The organism is Candidatus Lokiarchaeota archaeon (assembly GCA_014730275.1).
Taxonomy (GTDB): domain Archaea; phylum Asgardarchaeota; class Thorarchaeia; order Thorarchaeales; family Thorarchaeaceae; genus WJIL01.
Window position 1 is genome coordinate 1 of the sequence record WJIL01000020.1, and the last position, 20,843, is coordinate 20,843.

Sequence of the window (20,843 nt, forward strand, 5' to 3'; positions counted from 1 at the left end):
CTCCTGTATAGCCAAATCATTCCCTGCATGTTCTCCACCGTTGATAACATTGGACATGGGCACAGGCTGCAAATAGTCATCCTCTCGACTTAGAACCCGTTTTCTCAAGAATTCGAACAGTTCCATGCCCTCATCTTTTGCAAGTGCGACTGCTGCTGCCATGGAAACGGAAAGAATAGCGTTAGCTCCAAGATTGCTTTTGTCCTCTGTTCCATCAGCTCGCAGCATTGCTGCATCGATTCCCTCAAAGGAAAGGGGGTCTGCTGATTTTACTGCGTCTGCAAGAACCGTATTGACATTTTCTACCGCTTTTGTAACGCCCTTCCCGAGATAGCGGTCTCCGCCGTCCCGAAGTTCAAGGGCTTCTCTAGCTCCTGTGGAAGCTCCACTAGGCACTTTGGCAACACCTGTACTCCCGTCTGCAAAAGTGACCTTTGTCATGATGGTGGGATTTCCGCGTGAATCCAGTACTTCGATGGCATGTACCCGTTCAATATCATCCATAATACCACACACTTCCTCGTTGTGTTATCTACCTCACGCATGGATAAGAAGCTCTTTAGGCGTTTTGCTAGAACAATTGAATAGATTTTTCGCACAATTGAATCGAACAGCGGCCGAAAGAATGCCTCCATAGAGATTGGAATGGACGCGGATTAGTTTTCTAATCTTATTGTACTGTCATGCCACCATCTACAATCAATACTTGGCCGGTAATGTATTCAGAATCATCAGATGCCAGGAAGGCAGCTGCCTTTGCTATGTCTTCAGGAGTTCCCATTCGCCCCCACGGAATAGAACTGATTGTTTTTGCGCGCAGCTCTTTTGTCAGGGTCCTGTCTACAGTCGGTGTTTCGATAGCTCCTGGAGCAATGGCATTCACTCTAATGTCATTGGGCGCGAGTTCCAATGCAGCAGCCCTCGTAAAGCCTACTACCCCAGCTTTTGATGCACTATAATGAGCCAAATCACGATAGCCGATTACAGCTCCAGCAATTGATGCTATGTTGACTATGCTTCCACCATTCTTCTTCAATGCTGGAAGCGCAGCTTTAGTACAATTGAATACGCCTTTGAGATTTACATCCACTACGTTGTCCCAATCATCTTCTTTCATGGCCAAGAGGGTCTTGTAAGGGTAAATTCCAGCATTGTTCACCAAGACATCTACTTTGCCCCATTCACCCAGGACAGATTGGATCATGTTTTCAACCTGTTCCATATCAGAAACGTCAGTCAGTAATGAGATGGATTCGTGACCCATCTCTGTGATTTCATCAGCAACATCCTTGACCTTATCATTAATGTCGCTCACAGCAACCTTGGCACCCCGTTCAGCCATCTCTAATGCAATTCCACGTCCAATGCCCTGTGCGGCGCCTGTTACGATTGCAACCTTATCATTCAAGTTCAATATCTATACCTCAATTAGCAATAGTTAATATTGATTAATGGGTTTTTTGGTCGAATCGGAAATAATGATTTCGTACAAGGAGAGACAGATACATACTGATCCGACGTATGCACGTGGTGACAAACTATAACTTAGTAGCCTACTAGTGAGAATACAGGATTGGCCACCACGGGTGTTCACAATGCAAGAGCAAAATACACGGTCTAAGATAGTTTGCACCATTGGACCAGCATCCAAGTCACGAGAAGTCCTCCATAAGATGGTAGATGCTGGAATGGATGTTGCAAGAATCAACCTATCTCATGAGGATCGTTCATCAGCCAGGGAGACATTCGAACTGATTCGCTCAGTAGATGATACAGTAGGGATACTTTTTGATCTTCAAGGTCCCAAGATCCGAATTGGGGAGATGGAAGAGGAAGTGGAGCTTGAAGAAGGCGATGAACTCATTGTTTCAACTGAGGATTTTGTCGGGAACCAGCATCGGGTGTCAATCTCGCACGAAGAGCTCCCTGAGGATGTCAAACAAGGCGATACCATTGCCATGAATGATGGTATAGTCAATCTCGTGGTTAAAGAGATAAGAGATAACGAAGTAGTTGCCAAAGTCACAAGTGGTGGCCCTATCTCCAGCAGGAAAGGAGTGAACATCCCAGGCATTCGCTTGTCATGCAGCATGCCAACAGAAAAGGACTTGAAGGACATTGATTTGGCGGCTGAACTTGAAGTAGATTTCTTGGCCCTTTCTTTTGTACGCGATGGAGATGAGGTGCGGAAAGTCAATGAGATTCTCGAGGGAAATGGGCTCGGTGATGCGGATGTTATTAGCAAGATTGAGCATACACTGGCCGTGGAAAACTACGACGACATTCTTGAAGAATCACACGGGGTGATGATTGCAAGAGGAGATCTTGGAATCGAAGTCCCCATAGAGGAAGTGCCTGTGCTCCAGAGAGAACTTGTGCGTAAAGCCAACAAATGGGCTAGACCCAGTATCGTAGCAACACATATGCTTGAATCTATGACGCAAGAAAGACTTCCCACCCGTGCAGAAGTAAGCGATGTTGCTCATGCCATTTTTGATAGAGCAGATGCAGTGATGCTCAGTGGGGAGACAGCCATTGGCAGGAATCCGCCAAAAGCAGTCGAAATGATGAATCGTATTATCAGCAGAGCAGAGAAACAGATTACACCAGTCAACCCATTAGATATCACCTCAGAGAAACGCATGATAGTGGAGATAATCGGAAATCTGGTGTACAATGCGGTCTCACTCATTCCGGAAAATGTGTGCGGGATAGTAACAGCCACCCGGAGCGGTTTCACCGCCAGATGGATTTCCAAGTTTAGGCCACCAACAAACATCTATGCGGTGACACGAAACCCAGCAGTAATTCGTCGGATGAGGCTGCTGTGGGGAGTACATCCGGTTCAGTATCAGCAGAATCTTGATAACGTCGACGATTTGGTTCAGCAAGCTGTCCGAAGAGTGCACAGTGAAGGGCTGGTCAGTGAAGACAAAGATGTGGTATTCACTTCGGGAATCAGGCATATCCCTCATAGAACGAATGTTTGTGGCGTCTTCCATGTGCGCGATTTGATATAATGGAGTACTAACCACTTCCCAAATTCTTCTGATGATAGGCTGACACCCAGAGCTCAGTCGCCATTCGTTTGTTACCTTTGTGTGTAGGAAAAATGCACAAGGACAAGAAGGGTTTGGAAGGAAATACGACCATAGAAGCTCAGAATTACTGGATAGACATAGAGCCCAACAGTCTGAAGAATTCATCCTTGATTCGAGGGTGAGAGAAAGCGAAAAACCATGGTACCCTAGCGAAATCATCACTGTATTCCACAGCTTCACCGTTCAAATCAGTACAAACTCCGCCCGCTTCTTCAACAATGACCTGTGGAATACCGAAATCATGTGGGCTTGCAAGATGATACATCAATACACTGACACGACCTTCAGCAACTGCTACCATCGTATGATGCGCACCCATTGAATCGAACTGTGCCAAACCCAGCTCCCGGATGATTGGGAGATATTTCTCAGTACGTTTCTGTGAATAGAAGGCATCCGGTTCGACTTTGCGTTGAAACGCTAGTATTTCGCCTGTTGATGTCTCAACCTTCACACCTGCACCACGTTTGGAAAGATAGACCCGATCTACTGCAGGAAAATAGATCGCGCTTGCTATGAATTCGCGGTTTCTTGAAAACGCAGCTCCTATTGCGTGGTCCTTCCGGCCTTGAGTGTAGGAATAGGTCCCATCCAGCGGATCCAAATGAAAACAGAGATTTTCAGGTTCCCCTCTGAATATTTTCGTTCGAGGGGTCGATTCCTCGGCATTAATCCGGAGATGTGGCATATAGGAATGAAGAACCTCAAGTACCACTTCTTGAACCAAATCATCGGCAATAGTATGAGCTGTAGATGTCGCATCTGTTTTACTATCAGGCAAATCTGATTCCTTGGGGACGTTCTCTATCCGCCCCTGGAGATGGTTCAGGATGATTCCCCCGGGAATTATAGCGTGCTTTAGCACTTCCAGCAGGTTGTTCGGCTCACCCATGTCTTCTCGCCTGATTGATTCTCTATGCAGCAACTCAGTCCAAGTATCCAAGCGCCTTTAGTCTGTCTTTCACTTTCTTCTCATCTTCTTCCGTAAAAGGATTCTCAGCCTCTTCTTCTTCCTTGTTTGCGATTATCTCACGCAATACATAGGTCACATAGCTTGATACTGATGTGAAACCAGTTCCTTCAATCCGGTTCTCAATCTTGTTGAAAAGAGGTACTGGAACTGAGACCGACGTAAACTTTCCTGTTCGTTTTTTTCCCTTCGCCATTTCTAAATCACCTATTCCTTTATCGTTCTTTTAATCCCCGGACAGATATCCGAGTTCCCGTGCCTTATCAAGGATTTTGTTCACGGACTCGTCAACCGTTTCCTCATGAGTATTGACCGTAACATCTGGTTCGAGAGGTTTTTCGTAGGGATCGTCAATACCCGTGAAATTCTTGATTTCTCCTGCAAGTGCCTGTTCGTAAAGACCCTTCGGATCTCTCTCGATGCAAACATCAATTGGAGCGTTAACGAAGACCTCCATCATATTGGGGATTTCTTCCTTTGCGTACGCTCTGGTTTCCCGGTATGGAGAAATGAGAGCAACAACGACGATAACACCATTCCGTGCCAGCAATTTGGTGCAAAATATAACTCTGTGATTGTGCTCATTTCTGTCCTCCTTCGAGAAGCCGAGGTCTCTGCTCAAACCTTGTCGAAGTTCATCTCCGTCCATCGTTTCGATGTAACGAGATCCCTCAAAGTGTTCTACGAGTTTCTCAGCAATCGTTGTCTTTCCAGATCCTGAGAAACCTGTTAGCCATATACAAAATCCGTTATCCATGTTTCATTGTCTCCTAATCGCTTGTCCTGTCATGTAGTCTTTAGTTTCAAGCCCCATGAACTCTAGAATCGTTGGAGCTATGTCTAAGATATCCTGTGATTTCCTAGCCGCTTCAGTTTGGCCGGGAAATCGTGTAACGTAAATTCCGTCCCAGTCGTGGACGGCATCATCTGGGCCAGTAGCACTTCCATAGAAGTACATAGATTCATGACCCATACTGCTTGATCCCCTCCAACAGAGATCATCAAAGTAAACCATCAAATCGGGGTAATCGCCCTTACAGTCTTCGTAGATGTCCTCGGGCTTATCTACGATGTTTTTCCAATCTTCACCATTGGGGCCTTTGATTTTCTGTAGCTCCTTTGCAAGATTGGTGCGAAAGCGTTCATACTCGTGTGGTGGGACTGTGCCCTGTTCTTCATACCCTTCCACATTTACGAAAATCCGAGAATAATAGCCGCCCCAGCCCCAAGCCTTGGTATTCTTCCAATCTATCTCCAAATCCTCGAATGACTGGGGTTCAGTTGGCTGTTTCTTCAATGATAAAAGGCCCTTCTTCTCCAGCCATTGATTGATGCAGAAGGCTCCCTTCCTTCCCTTTGCTCCATGATCCGATGTCAGCACAAACAGGGCATCTTCGGGCATGATTTCAAGTAGTTCTCCAAGCTGTTTGTCTAGTAGTCTGTAAAAATCAACAAACTTTGATTCATACTCATTTCCTGGTTCGTATTTGTGATGCTGCTTGTCATAAAACCGCCAAAAACCATGGTGTAGTCTATCAGAACCAACCTCCATCAGAACGAAAAGGTCCCACGGTTTCTCTTTCATCAAGTATTTCGCAAGCTTATGCCGCTTCTTGACCATGTCTATAAGATTCGTGTATAGCTCCTCTTTCTCCTCAGTCCGATAGAAAACGTCAAGTGAGTATTCTCCGACGATATCCTCGATTTCTTCCATAAGTGACTCAGGATAGGTGTACGTTTTGTCGGTTCCAGGAGCCAAGAAGCCGGAAACTAGGTGTCCAGTAACTTTAGGTGGAGGATAAGACGGTGGCATCCCAATGACGATGGATTTGCCGAGTTTCTCTCCAACAAAATCCCAAAGCTTCTTCGAGTCTATCTTGTTGGAATCAGGAATCCATATGTCCTTGTAATTTCCGGGCTCTCTATGCCTGAAACCATACAAGCCTAGTTGGCCAGGATCACAGCCAGTTGCCATGCACATCCAAGCTGGTATCGTGATGGGCGGCTTTGTGCTTCTCAGAGGACCATAAGTACTGTGCTTAGTAAGCTGGGTGAGATTTGGCATAACTTCTGCTAAATCATCGAATACCAAGCTCGGGGGAACACCATCCCAGCCAAGAAGCACAGCTTTCCTCATCAGCACCACACCTTCATTTCACAAAGGGTTCGTCGAATTCTAGGATTGTGTCAGCTACTTCAGGGCGCATCATATCCGCAGGGGGCCGAGTGCCTTCAGACAAAATACTGCGGATTTTAGTTCCAGAGAATATGACATGATTCTCTGAATCATGTGGGCAAATCTTGGAATTCGCTATACTGCTGCACTCTTTGCAGTAGAAGAAAGACTCGAAGCAGATTGGTGATATTCCCAAATCAGGGTATTCCTCAAAGATGTAGTGCGCGTCAAATGGGCCATAGAAATCACCCACACCCGCATGATCTCGACCAACTATGAAGTGAGTACAACCGAAGTTCTTCCGCATGATTGCATGATGGATTGCCTCTCTTGGACCACCGTATCGCATCTCGGTATGAAGTACAGCCATAACTGCGTACTTCTGAAGGTAGTAATTCCTCATTAGCGTTTTATAGGCTTGGAGGATGACTTCATCCTTGAAATCCCCTTTCTTCTTCTTGCCAATGAGAGGGTTGATGAAAATGCCATCAATCATCGACAATGCAGTCTTCTGGACGTACTCATGTCCAAGATGTGGTGGATTCCGCGTCTGGAAAGCCACTACAGTATGCCAGTCCTTCTCGTTGAATAGAATCCGAGTTTCCTTTGGGCGCAGGGTGAAATCGGGGTAAGGATTCCCAATATCACTAAGCAGTCGAATACGACCACCCACCAGAGTATCATTCAAACCCATGACTTTAGCTACGCCTGGATGGCGACCGGCTGTTGTACCAAAGACAGATTCGGCGAATCTCGATTTGTCATATCCGTAGAGATCTTCAACTTCGAGAGTAGCGGTTGGTTTTCCGTTGTACATCAAGCCAACCATATCGCCCTCTTTCGTATCTCCAAGCGTATCTTCATCAACATCGAATACGATTGGTATCGTCCAGGGAACATCGTTTGCAAGACGGCCATGCTCCAAAACCATTTCGAAGTCGGAACGCTTCAAAAATCCGTCGAGGGGACTGAATACCCCATGGGCTATGTTATCGATTTCCTGTGCAATCTCCTTCGATATATTTAGTGTTGGATACTCATCGAAGTTCTCGGTAATTCGATTGCTTTCTTTTTCGCTTACTGTCCGATCTACAAGTGTTCCTCCGTGTGGTGATTGCATTCCTTAGTCCTCCAAGTCTTTGGTTTTTCCGATGTTCTGATTAGATGTGTCAAAGCTAGCTATTCCACAACAAATACTGAGTGTAAGATTGTTAATGTACTGAGACAATGAGATTTCTTTCACGTTTCGAATAATCAGTTGATAGTTTTCTCGCGAAGAACCACAATAATCCGTACAATCAATTCCATTAATCATCAGCTTCCCTCCTACTTCAGAAAAATCCTCCAGTCAGAACCCATAGCAGTGTAACAAGTCCCACAATGAATGTGCAGATTGCAATGATTCCCTTTACATGCTGATCATCGAGTTTTGCAACAGTAAGTGCAGAAAACGGGGCAGCAAGTACGCCACCGACTGTGATTGGGATGATGAACAATAGCGACGGGAATCCTCGAACCAAGAAATGAATCAAGAAACCTATCGCGCAAAGCATACCTTCTACCAATGTTGTGATTGCAACAGCAGCCCGGGGCTTGATGTCACTTACAATCTGTCCTCCTACTGCTATGGCCCCATATCCGCCCCCAGAAATGCCCTTGTTGAAAGCTGCCACGGTCCCCATCAAAGCCAGCTTCTCCTTCGAATATGATATTTCTCTATTCCTGGTGAACATCATGATGATGCCCATAGCCATGACAGCAAGAGTGATGTACATCTTGACGAAGAAAGCAGGAAATGTGATGACCGAAAAGGTGGAGAGAAGAATGCCAACCACTCCAGTCATGCCAAAGATGTACAGGGAATACCGTTCTTCCTTATCATCGAGTATGTTCATGTTTCTGAATCGATGATGGAAGGCTGAACAGACAAAACCCGCAAAAAACTGAGCAAAGAGAACTACAGGAACTAGTGTAATTGGTTCGTAACCAAGAATAATCAACGCGGGAGTCAGAATTGTACCAAACCCCATTCCGACAGTGGCATCAACGTACTCACAGATGAAAGCAACAACTGCCAGTACAAGTACTGATTCAATCATCATTGTCGGATCTCCTTTTCAGTAAGGTCATTTCGTCGGGGGTTACCGGGTTGGAGATTATATTTAATTAAAAGTTTTGGGCTTCATATGTGGTGATGATACAGTCAACTGACTTGTTTCAGAAGACGCCTGTCATTAATATCCAGCCCAAAGTTACAAGGCCAATCATGAAAGTAGAGACTGCAATCACTCTCTTAACTTGGTATTGCTGAAGCTTCGCTACAGTCATTGCTGATAGTGGTGCCGCAATGATGGCGCCAAAAGATATTGATATCAGCATCGGAATATCCGGAAGACCAACCCATATGATGTTAATTGTGAAACCGACTATACAGATCAGACCTTCGACAAGCGCGGTTATCGCAACAGCAGCACGAGGGGGTATGTCGCTTAGCATTTGGGCACCCACCGTTATAGGACCGTAACCACCACCGGAGATCCCCTTGTTGAAAGCTGCAATCAAACCCATAGCTGCCAGTTTAGGTGGAGAATAGGCAAATTTGCTGCCATCCGTTACAAGCATTAGTATACCCATCGCTGTAACAGCAGCGGCTATGTATATTTCAACAAAAAGGGAAGGAAGAACAATCATCGATAATGTGGACAAAACAACTCCCAGCATGCCGGTTATAAGAAAGACAACAAAAGCCTGCCGCTCCCTTGGTTCTGTTGAAAAATCCATGTTCTCAAGATTGTGATGAAACACAGAACTGACAATGCCGCCCAAGAATTGACTGAACAAGAGCACAGGAACAAATACAATCGGAAGGTATCCAAGGATGATAAGCGCGGGCGATAGAATGGTTCCAAATCCCATTCCCAAAGTGGCGTCAATATACTCGCAAATCAGAGCGAGGACGCCGAGCAATAGCATCACCTCTAGTGTCGTCATATTCCTTCCTCAAGAGCCAAATATCATACCAGGAGTTGGCGTGTAAATTATGACGGATTATATCTAATTAAAAGGCTTGGGTTTTGCGGCTAAGTTTGCCTTTGCCGCGAAATTCCAGTATGAAACCAGTTTAATCTTCTCACGAAGGTTCTGCGAACTCTGGTAAATCCACTAGAACTAGGAACTGCGCATGAGGATTTCAGCGGAGGTTGCGATATCCGCAAAAGACCCCACCTATGTGATGTGTAGAATATCTCCCAAGACCAGTCGAACTCTCGTCAGTGCTCTCTGACTTACCTCGCCAATTATCCCCTCAAATCTCTTTGTAGAAACTGCGCGAATATTATGACAAAGTGCATAAGATTCCTCTCGTAGTCCACCTTCCCGGTCCATGGGAACGACAGTCCAATAATTGCGTCTTTTTGTGGTTAAAGGAATCGTAATTGCTATGGCTAATTCTTCACTGCCTGGCCCATATTTGGTTGGCATTGATACAACTAGATTTGGTCTGCGACCTCCCTGTTCATGTCCAACCACAGGATTCAGATCTAGGATAGCTATGTCTCCTGCTTTAGGTGGTTGAGCCACGGTCTCAGCCCACCTCATCATCAACACTGGACAAAAACGCGCTTTCGACGATTTCTTTATCCTCATTATCCGCAATAATTGCACGGAGTCGCCCTGTTTCGGGGGCCGCATTGTTCGCTGCTCCAAGCAGAGTTAATTGAGTTAACGTCTCCTGAGCCCAATCTCGTAACAATCTCTCTAATTCGTCTATTTTCTCCTCGGTCAAAGGTAGTTCTTTAGTCACGAGAAAGGAAACAAACATGGTCATGGTCATAAACAACATAATATCGAAAAGAAAAACAGCCATTCCGTGTTCTTCTGATTTGCTTTCTGCTGCTTGAACAGCATCCGGCAGATTGTTGCCTTCAGAAATTGAAATTTCCCGAAATCTATCTCTTAAATCATTGATGCTGGACCGCTTGGTTTGATCTGGAATCAAAGGCCATTGTCTAATACTAAGAGAAAAAATACTGAGTAGTTTTCTTAGAGAATTAAGAGCATACGAGAGATTTGAACTCAAAACAGGACCATACAGATTCTCTGTCCTGTCTAGAAAATTCTCATTGTGAAAGTCGTCCACCAAATCCGTCAGCTTTGAGAAGGAAGTCACAGCTTTTTGATATGCTTTGTTGATGTTCTGCAACGTCATTTCGAAGGATTGCATTGACTCCTCGAAGACAAGCGTTTTGAGCAAATCCCCGACTTTCTCTTCATTCATCCGATCCAATAATGTCGAATACATATCATCTTCTTCGGGATATTCGGTCAAGAAAATAGGAGGTACAAACATGGTTGCAGACAATTCTCATTTCCCCTCATATAGTATATGAACGCATCGCTATGCATTAGAACGACATGCCGCATATTCCGTGAGGAGATATAAAGTATTATGCTCTACGTATGTGCTTGCTATTGACATTAACGAGAATGATGGATACCAAATACTGCAAATAGAGCAATTCCATCATGGAGAGAGCTCATAAGGAAACATACTTGTATCCTTCTCCATCCCTAATCCTCGAGGGAAATCCACTGAAAGTCACATGGAAAGGAATAGTCGGCCTTGTTGTTATCCTCATTGGGATAAGCATAGTGGCGTATTTGCTTTCAAGTCTTGAGGGTTTTGTCGCAGGAGTACTAGCAGTATTCATTGGTTTTCTTGTCAGTTTCTTCAGGTCCGATATCAAGAGGTATCTTGGACTGGAAAAGGAAAAGGAGTTACCGAAAATCGAAGTCGAAACTGAGGACAAAGAGGGCCAAGAAGACCTCAAAATCATCCGCAAACTGGAGAAGAAAATCGGAAAACAGCGACAGAAGCTTGCCAAGGAAGTCGTAGAATACAATCCAGCGCTTCCAGAGAAGAAAAGAAGGAAAGTGGATCAGGACATCGTGGAAGAGGCAACTGAACTCATTGGCTTGCTCGATTCAGCCAAGGGACGGGCCATTCAGTTGGGAGAACCCGAATTGGTTAGCCATTATGATGAAATCCTCAAAGAAATCAAAGAGACACGGGAGAAATCCATGAGAAGGCTAAGCGGGTAGCTACGGGGTATATGATGTCCAAACCAATAGCCACCAGATATTTTGTTATGCTCAAATCTCGTCCCCATGAATCAAGCAGTTTTTCGCTTCTCATTCCACCAATAGAGTATCGGAATAGCTACAACAACCGGAGTAAGTAGTAAGAGCGGCAGCAACCAGTTTGGTTCATTAGCACCACCCTCTTCACCGAGAAGCAGGTACGAAACACGAGTTCCATCCTCGTTTTCTACAACGATTTCCAATCTATTGAATGGAGTCACAACAATGTCGATTGTTAGGTGGGTAGCTTGCCAGTTTCGCTTGAATTCGAAAGATTCTTCGTGTACCTGTGAGTCATCCGCATATATGGTGAGCATGCCATTGGATTTTGCATCTTGCTTGAATCCGTTCCAAACAGATAGGTTCGCGAGAATGGTTCCTGAGCCAGCATCAAGTGACTCTGATGCAATTTCAATCTTAGGCGACTCATAGAATCTCTCAGCCCTGTGTACCCAGTAGTATGTATTATTGCCACCAGGAATGGTCAGTTCCCATGCTATTTCTCCCGACTTAGTTACTTCGGTCAGAATAGCGGGAGATTCCTCAGCTAGAAGAAGTGCTCTATCTCCAAAGAGACCAAGGGTATTGCCATCAGGAAGTCTATCGGCATCACCGCCAGAGGCAGGGAAATAGTAGGTTTCATTCTCTGCCCTCCAAGACCAAACCTCCTGCATAATCTCGTTTTGTTCGTCTATTTCAAACTCAACAAAACCAGAATAGCCAGTTGCATTCTCAAGATGCATCGTAGATGGCCTAGATGGGTTATACAAGTCATTGTCATACAGAATGAAGCGACCCGGGCCAACTAATTCTAAGCCGTGAGGGTGAGCCCAAAGACTATCAACTTCTGTACCGTTTTCGGCCAGAACAGAGAATTCACCCCATCGCCCTGCGGACCACTCGATGTTCTTAGTGGGTTGATCAATCTTCAGAATCGTGTCTTGATTTCGGACATTCAGGTAGATATCGTTCTCTGTTTTGTCCCAGACAAAGCTATTACAGTGCATCCAATCTGCGCCCGCCCGAAATGTTTCATTTATACCGAGGCTTGAATGAATTGTAGCATTGAAAGGATACTGCACCCGTCCATCCCATTGCCAGACAAGTTCGCCATCGCGGTTGTACTCGGAAAGAATGTCGTAGAGCACTCGTTTTCCGTCCCACATCTCGTCCGAGTAATCATTCTCAAGCACCATGAAAGTATCAGTATGAGGGTTGTAGTCGAAGGCGTGGTGCCCACCCGGGATGGGGAGTAGTTCTGTTGCACCGGTTTTGTAATTCCACAGCTCAAGATTACCGCCCTGTCCACCCATCAGGACAGTTGTGGAATTGATGAATTTGTGAACGCTGTGATGTGTATTCTCCAGTTCTGCAACAATCTCCCCATTGTGATCTACAACAAAGAGATAGCCCCTCCCCATCAAAGGAGAGCCATTTCTCATGTTGATTTCAACACAGGGAAAGAGTGTCAATCCCGGAGTGTACAAGGAACTTCTATTGGCGCTCATCTGGAATTCGACAATTTCATCAGTGTCGTCTATTGACTCTCCCATCAGGGTGGCGTTGAATATGCTGTTTATGTCATTGATGTTCAATGCCTCTCCAAGGGGACCTTCAAAATCCAAATCGCCGCCCTGAAACGCTCCAACTGCGGTGCGCTCAAGCTTGATCAAGCTTACGAGTAGGTCAAACGACAGCATTATCCGTACATCAGGTTCTGAAGGTGATGATTGAGAGCTATCGATATCAAGGTCACCGCCTCCCATCTCATAGATGATGTATCCCTCATCACCGACTTCAAATACAGCAGTCAAATCCTTTCCTTCTATAGCATCTTGAACAGCTGGCGAGTTGTCGGCTACATATTGGCAAAATGTGTTGTAGTCAGGAATATCAGACCAAGAAAACGTACCTGATTCCAATTTCTGCTGTAGAGACGACTGTATGTCGAGTATTTCCTGTGGAGCATCATCTAAACTGAAGGGTTCGGGTTCCCGTGGTGTGAGGATATTCATGATGAACAAAACAGTCGGAATTGTTATGATGAGAATGATTCCAAGTGCCAATATCGCTTTGTTCCGACGCCTCATGGAGCAGACGATATCGGAAGGCCATATGACTGTTATGTGGTATCAAAGGATTTCTCTTGAGACTAGAGAGAAATATATAGCAGAATTTGAGTTTTCTTTGGATTCTATTTGTAAATAAAATAGCTCATAATGGCGTATTATTTCTTAGCAACCTTATGGAATATTCCCCCCATTCTAGAAAAAAACCTATTCTTTTTGATATATAGTAAGCATTAGACATGGCCTGTACAATGGCGTGTCTGGCATGATACAGAAAGTATCGGGGGGACCTCCCCCTTCTTGCAGGAAACAGAGAACCGGACAAAAGAAGGATGAGCGCTTTGACACAAGTCGAACGACAACTTGAATCAAAAATCGACCTAATTTTAGGAGTAGAAATTGAAGCAACGCAAAAGGAGGAAGAAATCTTGTATGCGCTTGCATTAGCCTATGCATATGATGTCGATAATAACAAGAAACTAGCGGAATCAGGTTGGCGGAACAAGTACAAGATCCACAAACTATCTGGGCTTCCTCAGAAGACCATATACTCACGTACAGGACCATTAATCTCACTTCTGAAAAAGAAACTTATCCAAAAAAGAGAATCTCCCAGTCGATGGGGAGGACAGCAATTCCAGTATAGGTTCCCTTTAGCGTAGAACCAAGTGGTTAGTACGGGCATAGCTCCAAGAGAGGGCGGACTACCTCCTCCGACGCAATTCAATCAATATAATAGACACAGCAAGAATCTGAATTGCGGGGGCCAAGAACAGTAGAAACTCGATAACGGAATCAGAAAGCAATCTATTTGCGGGAGATTCCGCTCCATTGGAATCAGGAATATCGAATTCCTTCGCCCACACCTCTTCCAGCATCGTCATCGTCATTAGGGGATGTGGGTCCTCAAAGCCACCATCCAGATAGTATGGTGAATCTCCAAGAAGATCTCCGTTGGTATCGTTCCCTGTATAGGAATCATAGTAGTTCCCTTGAGTTCCATTATGGAACTGAATATCGGTACAAGATTCAGATTCGAAATGAGATACTGTGGCGTTGATGAAGGCGTTAAGGGCTACTTCTATGTCAGAAGACGACTTGGTGAAGAGGTTTGGCTCTCCGCTCATGTTCAATCGATTCCAAGCCATCCTAATATCTGTCGATTGTGCAATGTGTACTGCAGAGCAAAAAGAGCCATCTACCAGGTTGGCGAGTATACTACATCCCGTAGCGTCATCCAATCGGATTCCGTGCCCTAAGGAGGACTGAATTAGGTTGGACACTATATCAATGCCAACGGAGTTTCTATAGACATCTATACTGTGAGAAGCAGACTGGCGGATATGATTACCCGTCAGAAGTCCATCCGAGCAGTTATCGATTCGAATGCCGTCATATCCCAGCCAGTCCACTGACCATAAAATCGTGTTATTGGAGAGAGTGAAATTGGAGCTTCTCAGAATTTCGATTCCATCTTCTGCCGAATCTTGGATGTAGCTGTCCGAAAAGGTGCAGTTGGTGCAGTCCGACAGGTAGAACGCATCAACGTCGACAGACTCAACATGGCATGAAGTAACACGTGATGAGTCGGAAGCACCTACAATCATGATTCCTTCATCTACGTTAGTGACAGTTACCCCGGAAATGGATAGCATGGGTGAGCTATGGGCGTATAACGCCACTCCTCCAGAATGGCGAATTGTGCTGCTTTTGATATTAACAGGTGAAGATCTCAAGCAGCTCACGCCGCCTCTTGCATCCTCGATGGTAACTTCTGATGTGAGCATGGTACTACACTGATCAAACTCGATTCCCGCCATCCCAGTTCGATTGATTTCACAGTTCAGTATGGAGGAGTTTGCTGCATTATAGCAGGATATGCCTGTCTTGATACTGTCTTGCATAATTGAATCCGAAATCAGCACATCGGCAACTGAATCAATACGTATAGAGTCGCTGTCGGAGTCTGAAATGGTGCATTCATATGCAGTAATGGAACTGGACCTGTGAAACACTAGTCCACTACGGCCGCAGTTCTGCACCTCGACAAATTCGCAGGCTATCGATTCACAACCTGTGATATACAGACCGTTTTCTCCAACATCAGCAATTGAGAGATTTGAGAGTAGGCAGTTCTCAGAATTGTATATCACTAGTCCATTCTCTTTGTTTTCTATCTGCAGTAATACCAATTCAGAGTTTCGAACATTGACCAGCTTCACAGCAACCCCCAACTCGTCACCCGAAGGGGAATTAAACCCACAGTTTTCTATCCTGAAGTATACATCGGAATTCCGTATCTCTATGCAGATTCCATTTGATTCTATCAGCAAATCTGAAATCCGATACGGATCGGCTGCAGTACCTTCGCCGGGAAAACCAGCTTCAGCAAAATCATCGTTTCCATCAAGGTATATGGGGGCATGGATGGATAGGTCGGATTTCCGGAATGAAGCAACGGATTCTTGTACAACACTACGGTTAGATTCAGGGATAGTTGGCCCGAGAGACAATGTAACTAGGATGCAAAGGACAGCAAGTAGCCAATATCGCCCCATTATTCTACTATCTCCATTGTGAAAGTCAGGCGTTCGAAGTAACCATGAAGGCTGAAAAAGATAAACCTAATGCATAATCTCTAGTTCTCAATCGCGAATTGCTAAGGTATGCGGTTATTTTAGCCAGAGCATACATATAGAGGGAATCATAAAACAACGATGCACAATGCACGCAGGAAAAACCATTTGGCCACAATGGTGAGCGAGAGGAGAATACAAACGTGGGATGTTCCCCCAAGCGCATCAAGGGTGATTCAGCAAAATACACCAGTGATAATTCTGGTTGCCTAACGAGAACATCTAGGGTATTGCTCCTACCAACGCAGGTTTTGATGGCGATTTCGCTGCCAGTCATTTTGCTGGCAGTTGTGTCCACAGTCGTTAGCATTATCGTATTGCTCTATGCATTATTGTTCGTAAACAACGGATACACCAGGGAAGAGATACTGGACAGTCCGATTCGCACAGCTACAGGAAAGCTATTCGCTACCGTTAGTGAACCTGATGATGGAGGGTATCACCTAAATTGGCTGGCGTCATCTACATCTGACTGGGAACTCGAGGACTTCGATGACTTCCTTGACAGGATAATGACACATGAGGAGCTGACTATCTTCAAAACCCTAGTTGATTTTCTGCTAGAGGATAATGTGGTTGTAAATCCAAAAGGAGGTGTTCTTCCTGAGGATGACCCTGAAGCGGGTTACAGGAACCGGCATAGGATATCGCAGGCTTCAGGCATCTCCCAGAGCATCATCTATAACCCAGATGGCGTAATCGAACGCTTTTTGGATCTCGGAATCATTGAAGAACGGGACCCACCATCGGGATGGGGAGGACAAAAGGGAGTATATAGATTAAACCTTCAACACGGACTGGTTAGAGCATACCTCAAATGCTTGTTTTCTTCTCGAGGATAATCCACTAGAGCTGGAATATCCCGATTGAATGCAGTTGTGTGAGTAACCAAGCTTTATCCTTTTCTTCCTTGAGAAGCATGTGCGTGAGTGCATAGAAGAACGAAGAAACATGGATCATGCTGCAATCATCAGGGGGTTATGAAGATGCAAAGAATAAGGATTCTGGCTTCTTACCTTGTTCTACTGTTGATGATAGGGCAAGTTGGGCAGGTTTCAACAAGTGGGAGAGTTTCCAATTTTGGGTTGCCAACCCAAACCACTGAATCACCAGCGAATGGAGCATCCAAGAATCTAGTTCAAGTGGCATTGATTGAGAGAACCCGCCCTCAGAATCTGTTCGATTTCAATAATGATGGGACTCTGGAGATACTCGGATTCTGTGAGGGAAATGATACCATTACCATTCTGCGGTATGAAGAAACAACCCTACAGGTTGTAGGATCCATCGACACATCTCTAAACGACATTCGAGAACTCGCTGCTGGCAATGTAGATGGTGATCCAGCATATGAAATAGTGGTGGCAAAGGACTTCAACATCGACATGGAAAGGACAATCGAAATCTATGAGGTGGAGGCAGATTTCTCCATGACACATGAGCACACCATAGCTCCGCCGGGAGGGAGCTCAGGAAACGGCCACCTTGCAGTTGGGGACACTGACGGGGACAATGTTGACGAGGTTCTTTTCACCCAAGCAGTCTCGGATCATGGGATGCATGGAATCATCGATTATGAAGAAGGGAGTTTTGTGGTCGAATTCAGTCTTGAGCATGGATCTGGATACGGCATGGTAGCCACCACTTCCGACCTTGACCAGAATGGAGTGCATGAGGCCTTCTTCGGGTTTGGCTATGCATCTGCGAAAAATGGTGATGTGGATATATACAACTACTCTGAAGGAACCTATCAACTCATTCAGACGCTCAATTTGGGAAGAGATCCTGAGTTCAGTCCACAAACGGGAGACTCAAACAATGATGGCATAATCGACTTGCCCATGGGGAGCAATGTAGCATTTTCCAAGTACCTTCGTATCCTACAGTTCAATGGAGTGGATTATGAATTTGTAGAGGATGGTCCTAATAATGGTGATACTTGGGTGCAACCCACGGTTGGAGATTTGGATGGAGATGGGTATGATGAATCAGTATATGGACATGAAATCTCAAATCCAAACCCGAATGCGCTTGATGTCTACCAAGTCACATCAGGCAATTTTGAACTCGAAACAACGATAGGACCTGAAACTGGATACGAGTACTTCTGGAGGCCCAGGATTGGAGACATCACAGGAGATGGTATTGATGACCTCGTATTCACTGGAGAAACATCAACCACGGTTGATACGTTTGCATATGCAATCAACTCGACTTCTCCAAATCAACCACCCACGTCCCCACATTTCATAGACATGCCGAATAGCACCACTGAAAACAGCCTGAATGTCGAATGGAATGAGTCCACAGATTCCGATGGAATCGTACGTGCATACGAGCTCCAGATGGATGATTCATCATCGTTTCCAACCCCCCAAGTTTTCGAGACCGAAAAGACAACACATAGAATATCTAAGTTAGAGAACGGAACATACTACTTCCGAGTACGATCAGTAGACGACGAAGGTATGGTTAGCATCTGGAGCGACAGGCATATCACGGTTGTTGGAATCCCTGCCGACGCGGTACCTCCAGCACTCACGATTACACATAAAGAAGACATCTACACCATACCTAATGCCACAATTGCGTGGAATGAGCCAAAGGTTAGCCCAGGATGGTCAGTCGATTATGAAGCCGAACTGGCTGAGAATTCCAACTTCACCCTGAATAGGGAAAAGCACTATAGTTCTGGAACTAACATAACGCTCAGATACCTTACCGAAGGAACATACTACTTCAAAGTTCGAGCTCGAGTTAATGGATCGATATACGGGCCGTGGTCCGAAACAGAATCCTTCTTTGTCTATCTGAGTGGTATCACTATTGTTGGACCTGAAGACTTCTTCATACTAGATACCACAACCAATACTTCGGTATCTTGGACAGTAATCAGCGAGTACATGTTCAACTACAACATATACGTTGACACTCTCCTCGCGGAGTCAAGCGACAACAAATTGAGCAATATCACATTCTTGTTACCTAAACTGGCCATAGGTCAGCATAACATCACACTGGAAATCACTGACTTGGCTGGTTGCAAGTTCGTTGATTCTGTTCAAGTGAGAGTTGTTCAGAATGTAGGTGGAGTAACAATCTCTCTCGCATTCTATGGCGGCATCATATTCGTCATCGCTGTAATTTGCATGTACATGTCAAAACTGAGAAGAAAGGGGAAGTGGGAAAATCTCTTTGTATCATCTGCTTTGGGTATTGCCTCGATATCCAGAAGCAGATTGCTGGGCTAGCCACCTTTCTTGGTTCTGTAATAGTGAAATATTACTATGACAACCGCAGCCACTCCTACCCCTGCTGCCCCCACAAAGTATGGGACAAGGGAAACGGATTTTGCTTTGGGACATGCTAATGACAGATGCCCTTCAAAGGAATCAATCATGACCGGTTCAGGAGCACTCCCGTTGGACAGCTCCTCGTATTCTGGAAAGGCAGGGAACACTACATTCTGAATGTAGTCCTGTGTTTTTGGGCGCGCAAAGGTAAATGCCTCTTCCGCACTGACATCTCCGTTCTCGTCAGTGTCGGCTGTTTCGTTCAGGAAAGCTGAGGTGAAGTAATGATTGAATACGTCACCGAGTATTGGCAAACCCTCGTCTATACCTCCAGCCCAAGCCAGTTCATCACGGCCTACAGAGCCCATACGCACCTCAGGATTCTCACTTGGTATATCTTCAATAAACTTGCCTGCGTGGCACGATGAAAACACCATGAGCTTTTCTTCCGCTGGAACTTGCCCCCATACATCACCCATTGCACTGCCATCCCCGATGACATTGTCCAGCCACGCTCCGTGAGCAAAGATGAACAGCAGGACCACATCATTCTCGTCTGATTTCTCATTGAGCCATTCAATAGCATTCAGTATGCTGGACTCCGTGATTTCATCACGAATAGTCGATATATGGTCCGCACTCCAGTTGAGCGATTCAAGGGTTTCAGTCCACTTAGTGCTATCAGCATTACCCGTTGGAAGGTCTGTCCACCCCTCGGGGTAGTCAAGCATCTCCATGATAACAGCCCATCCCTCGCGGGGATTCTCTTGAGCGAAAACAGGAAGAGGAGCCACTATTGAACATCCAAAAGCAAGCAATAGCATAAATGTCACAGCTGTGATTCCCAGTGAAGCCCTCGATAATTCATCGTACATTGCCGTCTTCCTCAATCTGCCTGTGATTGGTTCTATCTGCATGATACAATAAAGACCCTACGACCAAAGCGACCACGTGTAGTGCTGCTGAAATTCGAAATGGAGAAAACAGCCAGAAAAAACGCATTTTCATAGGTAGCAGAGTTTATCTGAAACCAGACATCTCAGAACATGGTGACAAAAATGGAGAAGAAACTGAGAGAACTCTTGGAAGAGGGAAAAGATTGGAAAATGATGAAAACGACCGAGCCTGGAATCTTCATCCGAAAGATACCTGCCAGCAAAAACAAACCCCCGTCCCTTGCCATAGAAATCAATCCACCAGATGAGAGTGGTAACCCCACGAAGAAAACAGGGGTCATGGTCCGAAATCTTCATGAACTCAAGACGTTCAGAGAAATCCTTTCTCGAGAAAAACTGGATGAGGTCATGGATACAATTCTCAAGATTTCACCTCATCAAGAGAAAGAGGAAGAAGAGGTTCTTGAGATATAGAACGTAGCAAAGAAACTCGACCTAGTCGTCGTTAGGACTATCAAATAGATTGAACAAGAAGACCCTTCCTGGGGGTATTTGGCCCTCAG

General features: G+C 45.3%; 21 protein-coding genes. 6 read left to right on the forward strand and 15 right to left on the reverse strand.

Annotation, left to right across the window (positions count from 1 at the left end):
* Both eno and GF309_03530 read right to left on the reverse strand, forming a co-directional pair.
* Positions 1 to 504, reverse strand: a 504-nt coding sequence (eno, locus tag GF309_03525) for a phosphopyruvate hydratase (GenBank protein MBD3157838.1), incomplete at its 3' end; no start/stop codon positions are given.
* 166 nt (positions 505 to 670) lie between these two features.
* A complete protein-coding gene (locus GF309_03530) occupies positions 671 to 1,414 on the reverse strand; it encodes an SDR family oxidoreductase (GenBank protein MBD3157839.1) in 744 nt (247 codons plus the stop codon).
* Between the two features lie 181 nt (positions 1,415 to 1,595).
* Between GF309_03530 and pyk the strand changes: the two genes are divergently transcribed.
* Positions 1,596 to 3,020, forward strand: coding sequence for a pyruvate kinase (gene pyk / locus GF309_03535; protein MBD3157840.1), 1,425 nt, complete (start codon positions 1,596 to 1,598; stop codon positions 3,018 to 3,020).
* 145 nt (positions 3,021 to 3,165) lie between these two features.
* Here pyk and GF309_03540 read toward each other — a convergent pair whose 3' ends face one another.
* From GF309_03540 to GF309_03585, 10 genes are all read right to left on the reverse strand, one after another.
* Positions 3,166 to 3,993: a hypothetical protein gene (locus GF309_03540; GenBank protein MBD3157841.1), complete on the reverse strand. Its 828-nt coding sequence runs from the start codon at positions 3,991 to 3,993 to the stop codon at positions 3,166 to 3,168.
* Positions 3,994 to 4,027: 34 nt separating this feature from the next.
* Positions 4,028 to 4,267, reverse strand: coding sequence for a CopG family transcriptional regulator (locus tag GF309_03545; GenBank protein MBD3157842.1), 240 nt, complete (start codon positions 4,265 to 4,267; stop codon positions 4,028 to 4,030).
* A 30-nt stretch (positions 4,268 to 4,297) separates the two neighbouring features.
* The gene (cysC, locus tag GF309_03550) at positions 4,298 to 4,828 is read right to left on the reverse strand and encodes an adenylyl-sulfate kinase (GenBank protein MBD3157843.1); all 531 of its coding nucleotides are present in this window, start codon (positions 4,826 to 4,828) and stop codon (positions 4,298 to 4,300) included.
* 3 nt (positions 4,829 to 4,831) lie between these two features.
* Positions 4,832 to 6,208: a nucleotide pyrophosphatase gene (locus tag GF309_03555; GenBank protein ID MBD3157844.1), complete on the reverse strand. Its 1,377-nt coding sequence runs from the start codon at positions 6,206 to 6,208 to the stop codon at positions 4,832 to 4,834.
* A 13-nt stretch (positions 6,209 to 6,221) separates the two neighbouring features.
* The gene (sat, locus tag GF309_03560; GenBank protein MBD3157845.1) at positions 6,222 to 7,367 is read right to left on the reverse strand and encodes a sulfate adenylyltransferase; all 1,146 of its coding nucleotides are present in this window, start codon (positions 7,365 to 7,367) and stop codon (positions 6,222 to 6,224) included.
* A gap of 3 nt (positions 7,368 to 7,370) precedes the next feature.
* Entirely contained in the window at positions 7,371 to 7,562 is a 192-nt protein-coding gene (locus GF309_03565) for a hypothetical protein (protein MBD3157846.1), read from the reverse strand.
* Positions 7,563 to 7,578: 16 nt separating this feature from the next.
* Complete coding sequence (locus tag GF309_03570; protein MBD3157847.1) at positions 7,579 to 8,349, reverse strand: TSUP family transporter; 771 nt, start codon at positions 8,347 to 8,349, stop codon at positions 7,579 to 7,581.
* A 115-nt stretch (positions 8,350 to 8,464) separates the two neighbouring features.
* Positions 8,465 to 9,238: a TSUP family transporter gene (locus GF309_03575; protein ID MBD3157848.1), complete on the reverse strand. Its 774-nt coding sequence runs from the start codon at positions 9,236 to 9,238 to the stop codon at positions 8,465 to 8,467.
* A 234-nt stretch (positions 9,239 to 9,472) separates the two neighbouring features.
* Positions 9,473 to 9,937: a hypothetical protein gene (locus tag GF309_03580; GenBank protein ID MBD3157849.1), complete on the reverse strand. Its 465-nt coding sequence runs from the start codon at positions 9,935 to 9,937 to the stop codon at positions 9,473 to 9,475.
* Positions 9,831 to 10,607, reverse strand: coding sequence for a hypothetical protein (locus GF309_03585; GenBank protein ID MBD3157850.1), 777 nt, complete (start codon positions 10,605 to 10,607; stop codon positions 9,831 to 9,833). Before GF309_03585 ends, GF309_03580 begins: the two co-directional genes overlap by 107 nt.
* 164 nt (positions 10,608 to 10,771) lie before the next feature.
* Between GF309_03585 and GF309_03590 the strand changes: the two genes are divergently transcribed.
* Positions 10,772 to 11,347 carry a hypothetical protein gene (locus GF309_03590; GenBank protein ID MBD3157851.1) on the forward strand — a complete coding sequence of 192 codons (576 nt, stop codon included), beginning with the start codon at positions 10,772 to 10,774 and terminating at the stop codon, positions 11,345 to 11,347.
* Between the two features lie 71 nt (positions 11,348 to 11,418).
* On the opposite strand, the gene GF309_03595 is transcribed toward GF309_03590, so the two are convergent.
* Positions 11,419 to 13,476, reverse strand: a complete 2,058-nt coding sequence (locus tag GF309_03595; protein ID MBD3157852.1) for a hypothetical protein — start codon at positions 13,474 to 13,476, stop codon at positions 11,419 to 11,421.
* Between the two features lie 320 nt (positions 13,477 to 13,796).
* Here GF309_03595 and GF309_03600 point away from each other — a divergent pair, with 320 nt between their 5' ends.
* Entirely contained in the window at positions 13,797 to 14,117 is a 321-nt protein-coding gene (locus GF309_03600) for a hypothetical protein (protein MBD3157853.1), read from the forward strand.
* Between the two features lie 42 nt (positions 14,118 to 14,159).
* Here GF309_03600 and GF309_03605 read toward each other — a convergent pair whose 3' ends face one another.
* The gene (locus tag GF309_03605; GenBank protein MBD3157854.1) at positions 14,160 to 16,013 is read right to left on the reverse strand and encodes a hypothetical protein; all 1,854 of its coding nucleotides are present in this window, start codon (positions 16,011 to 16,013) and stop codon (positions 14,160 to 14,162) included.
* Between the two features lie 332 nt (positions 16,014 to 16,345).
* On the opposite strand from GF309_03605, the gene GF309_03610 reads away from it, so the two are divergent.
* Together GF309_03610 and GF309_03615 are read left to right on the forward strand one after the other, a co-directional pair.
* Complete coding sequence (locus GF309_03610) at positions 16,346 to 16,933, forward strand: hypothetical protein (GenBank protein ID MBD3157855.1); 588 nt, start codon at positions 16,346 to 16,348, stop codon at positions 16,931 to 16,933.
* An 87-nt stretch (positions 16,934 to 17,020) separates the two neighbouring features.
* Positions 17,021 to 19,342 (forward strand): hypothetical protein, encoded by a 2,322-nt coding sequence (locus tag GF309_03615; GenBank protein MBD3157856.1) that lies wholly within the window; start codon positions 17,021 to 17,023, stop codon positions 19,340 to 19,342.
* Here GF309_03615 and GF309_03620 read toward each other — a convergent pair.
* Positions 19,339 to 20,301, reverse strand: coding sequence for a hypothetical protein (locus GF309_03620; GenBank protein ID MBD3157857.1), 963 nt, complete (start codon positions 20,299 to 20,301; stop codon positions 19,339 to 19,341). The genes GF309_03615 and GF309_03620 overlap by 4 nt on opposite strands.
* A 141-nt stretch (positions 20,302 to 20,442) precedes the next feature.
* On the opposite strand from GF309_03620, the gene GF309_03625 reads away from it, so the two are divergent.
* Positions 20,443 to 20,754, forward strand: coding sequence for a hypothetical protein (locus GF309_03625; protein ID MBD3157858.1), 312 nt, complete (start codon positions 20,443 to 20,445; stop codon positions 20,752 to 20,754).
* Positions 20,755 to 20,843: the final 89 nt, after the last annotated feature.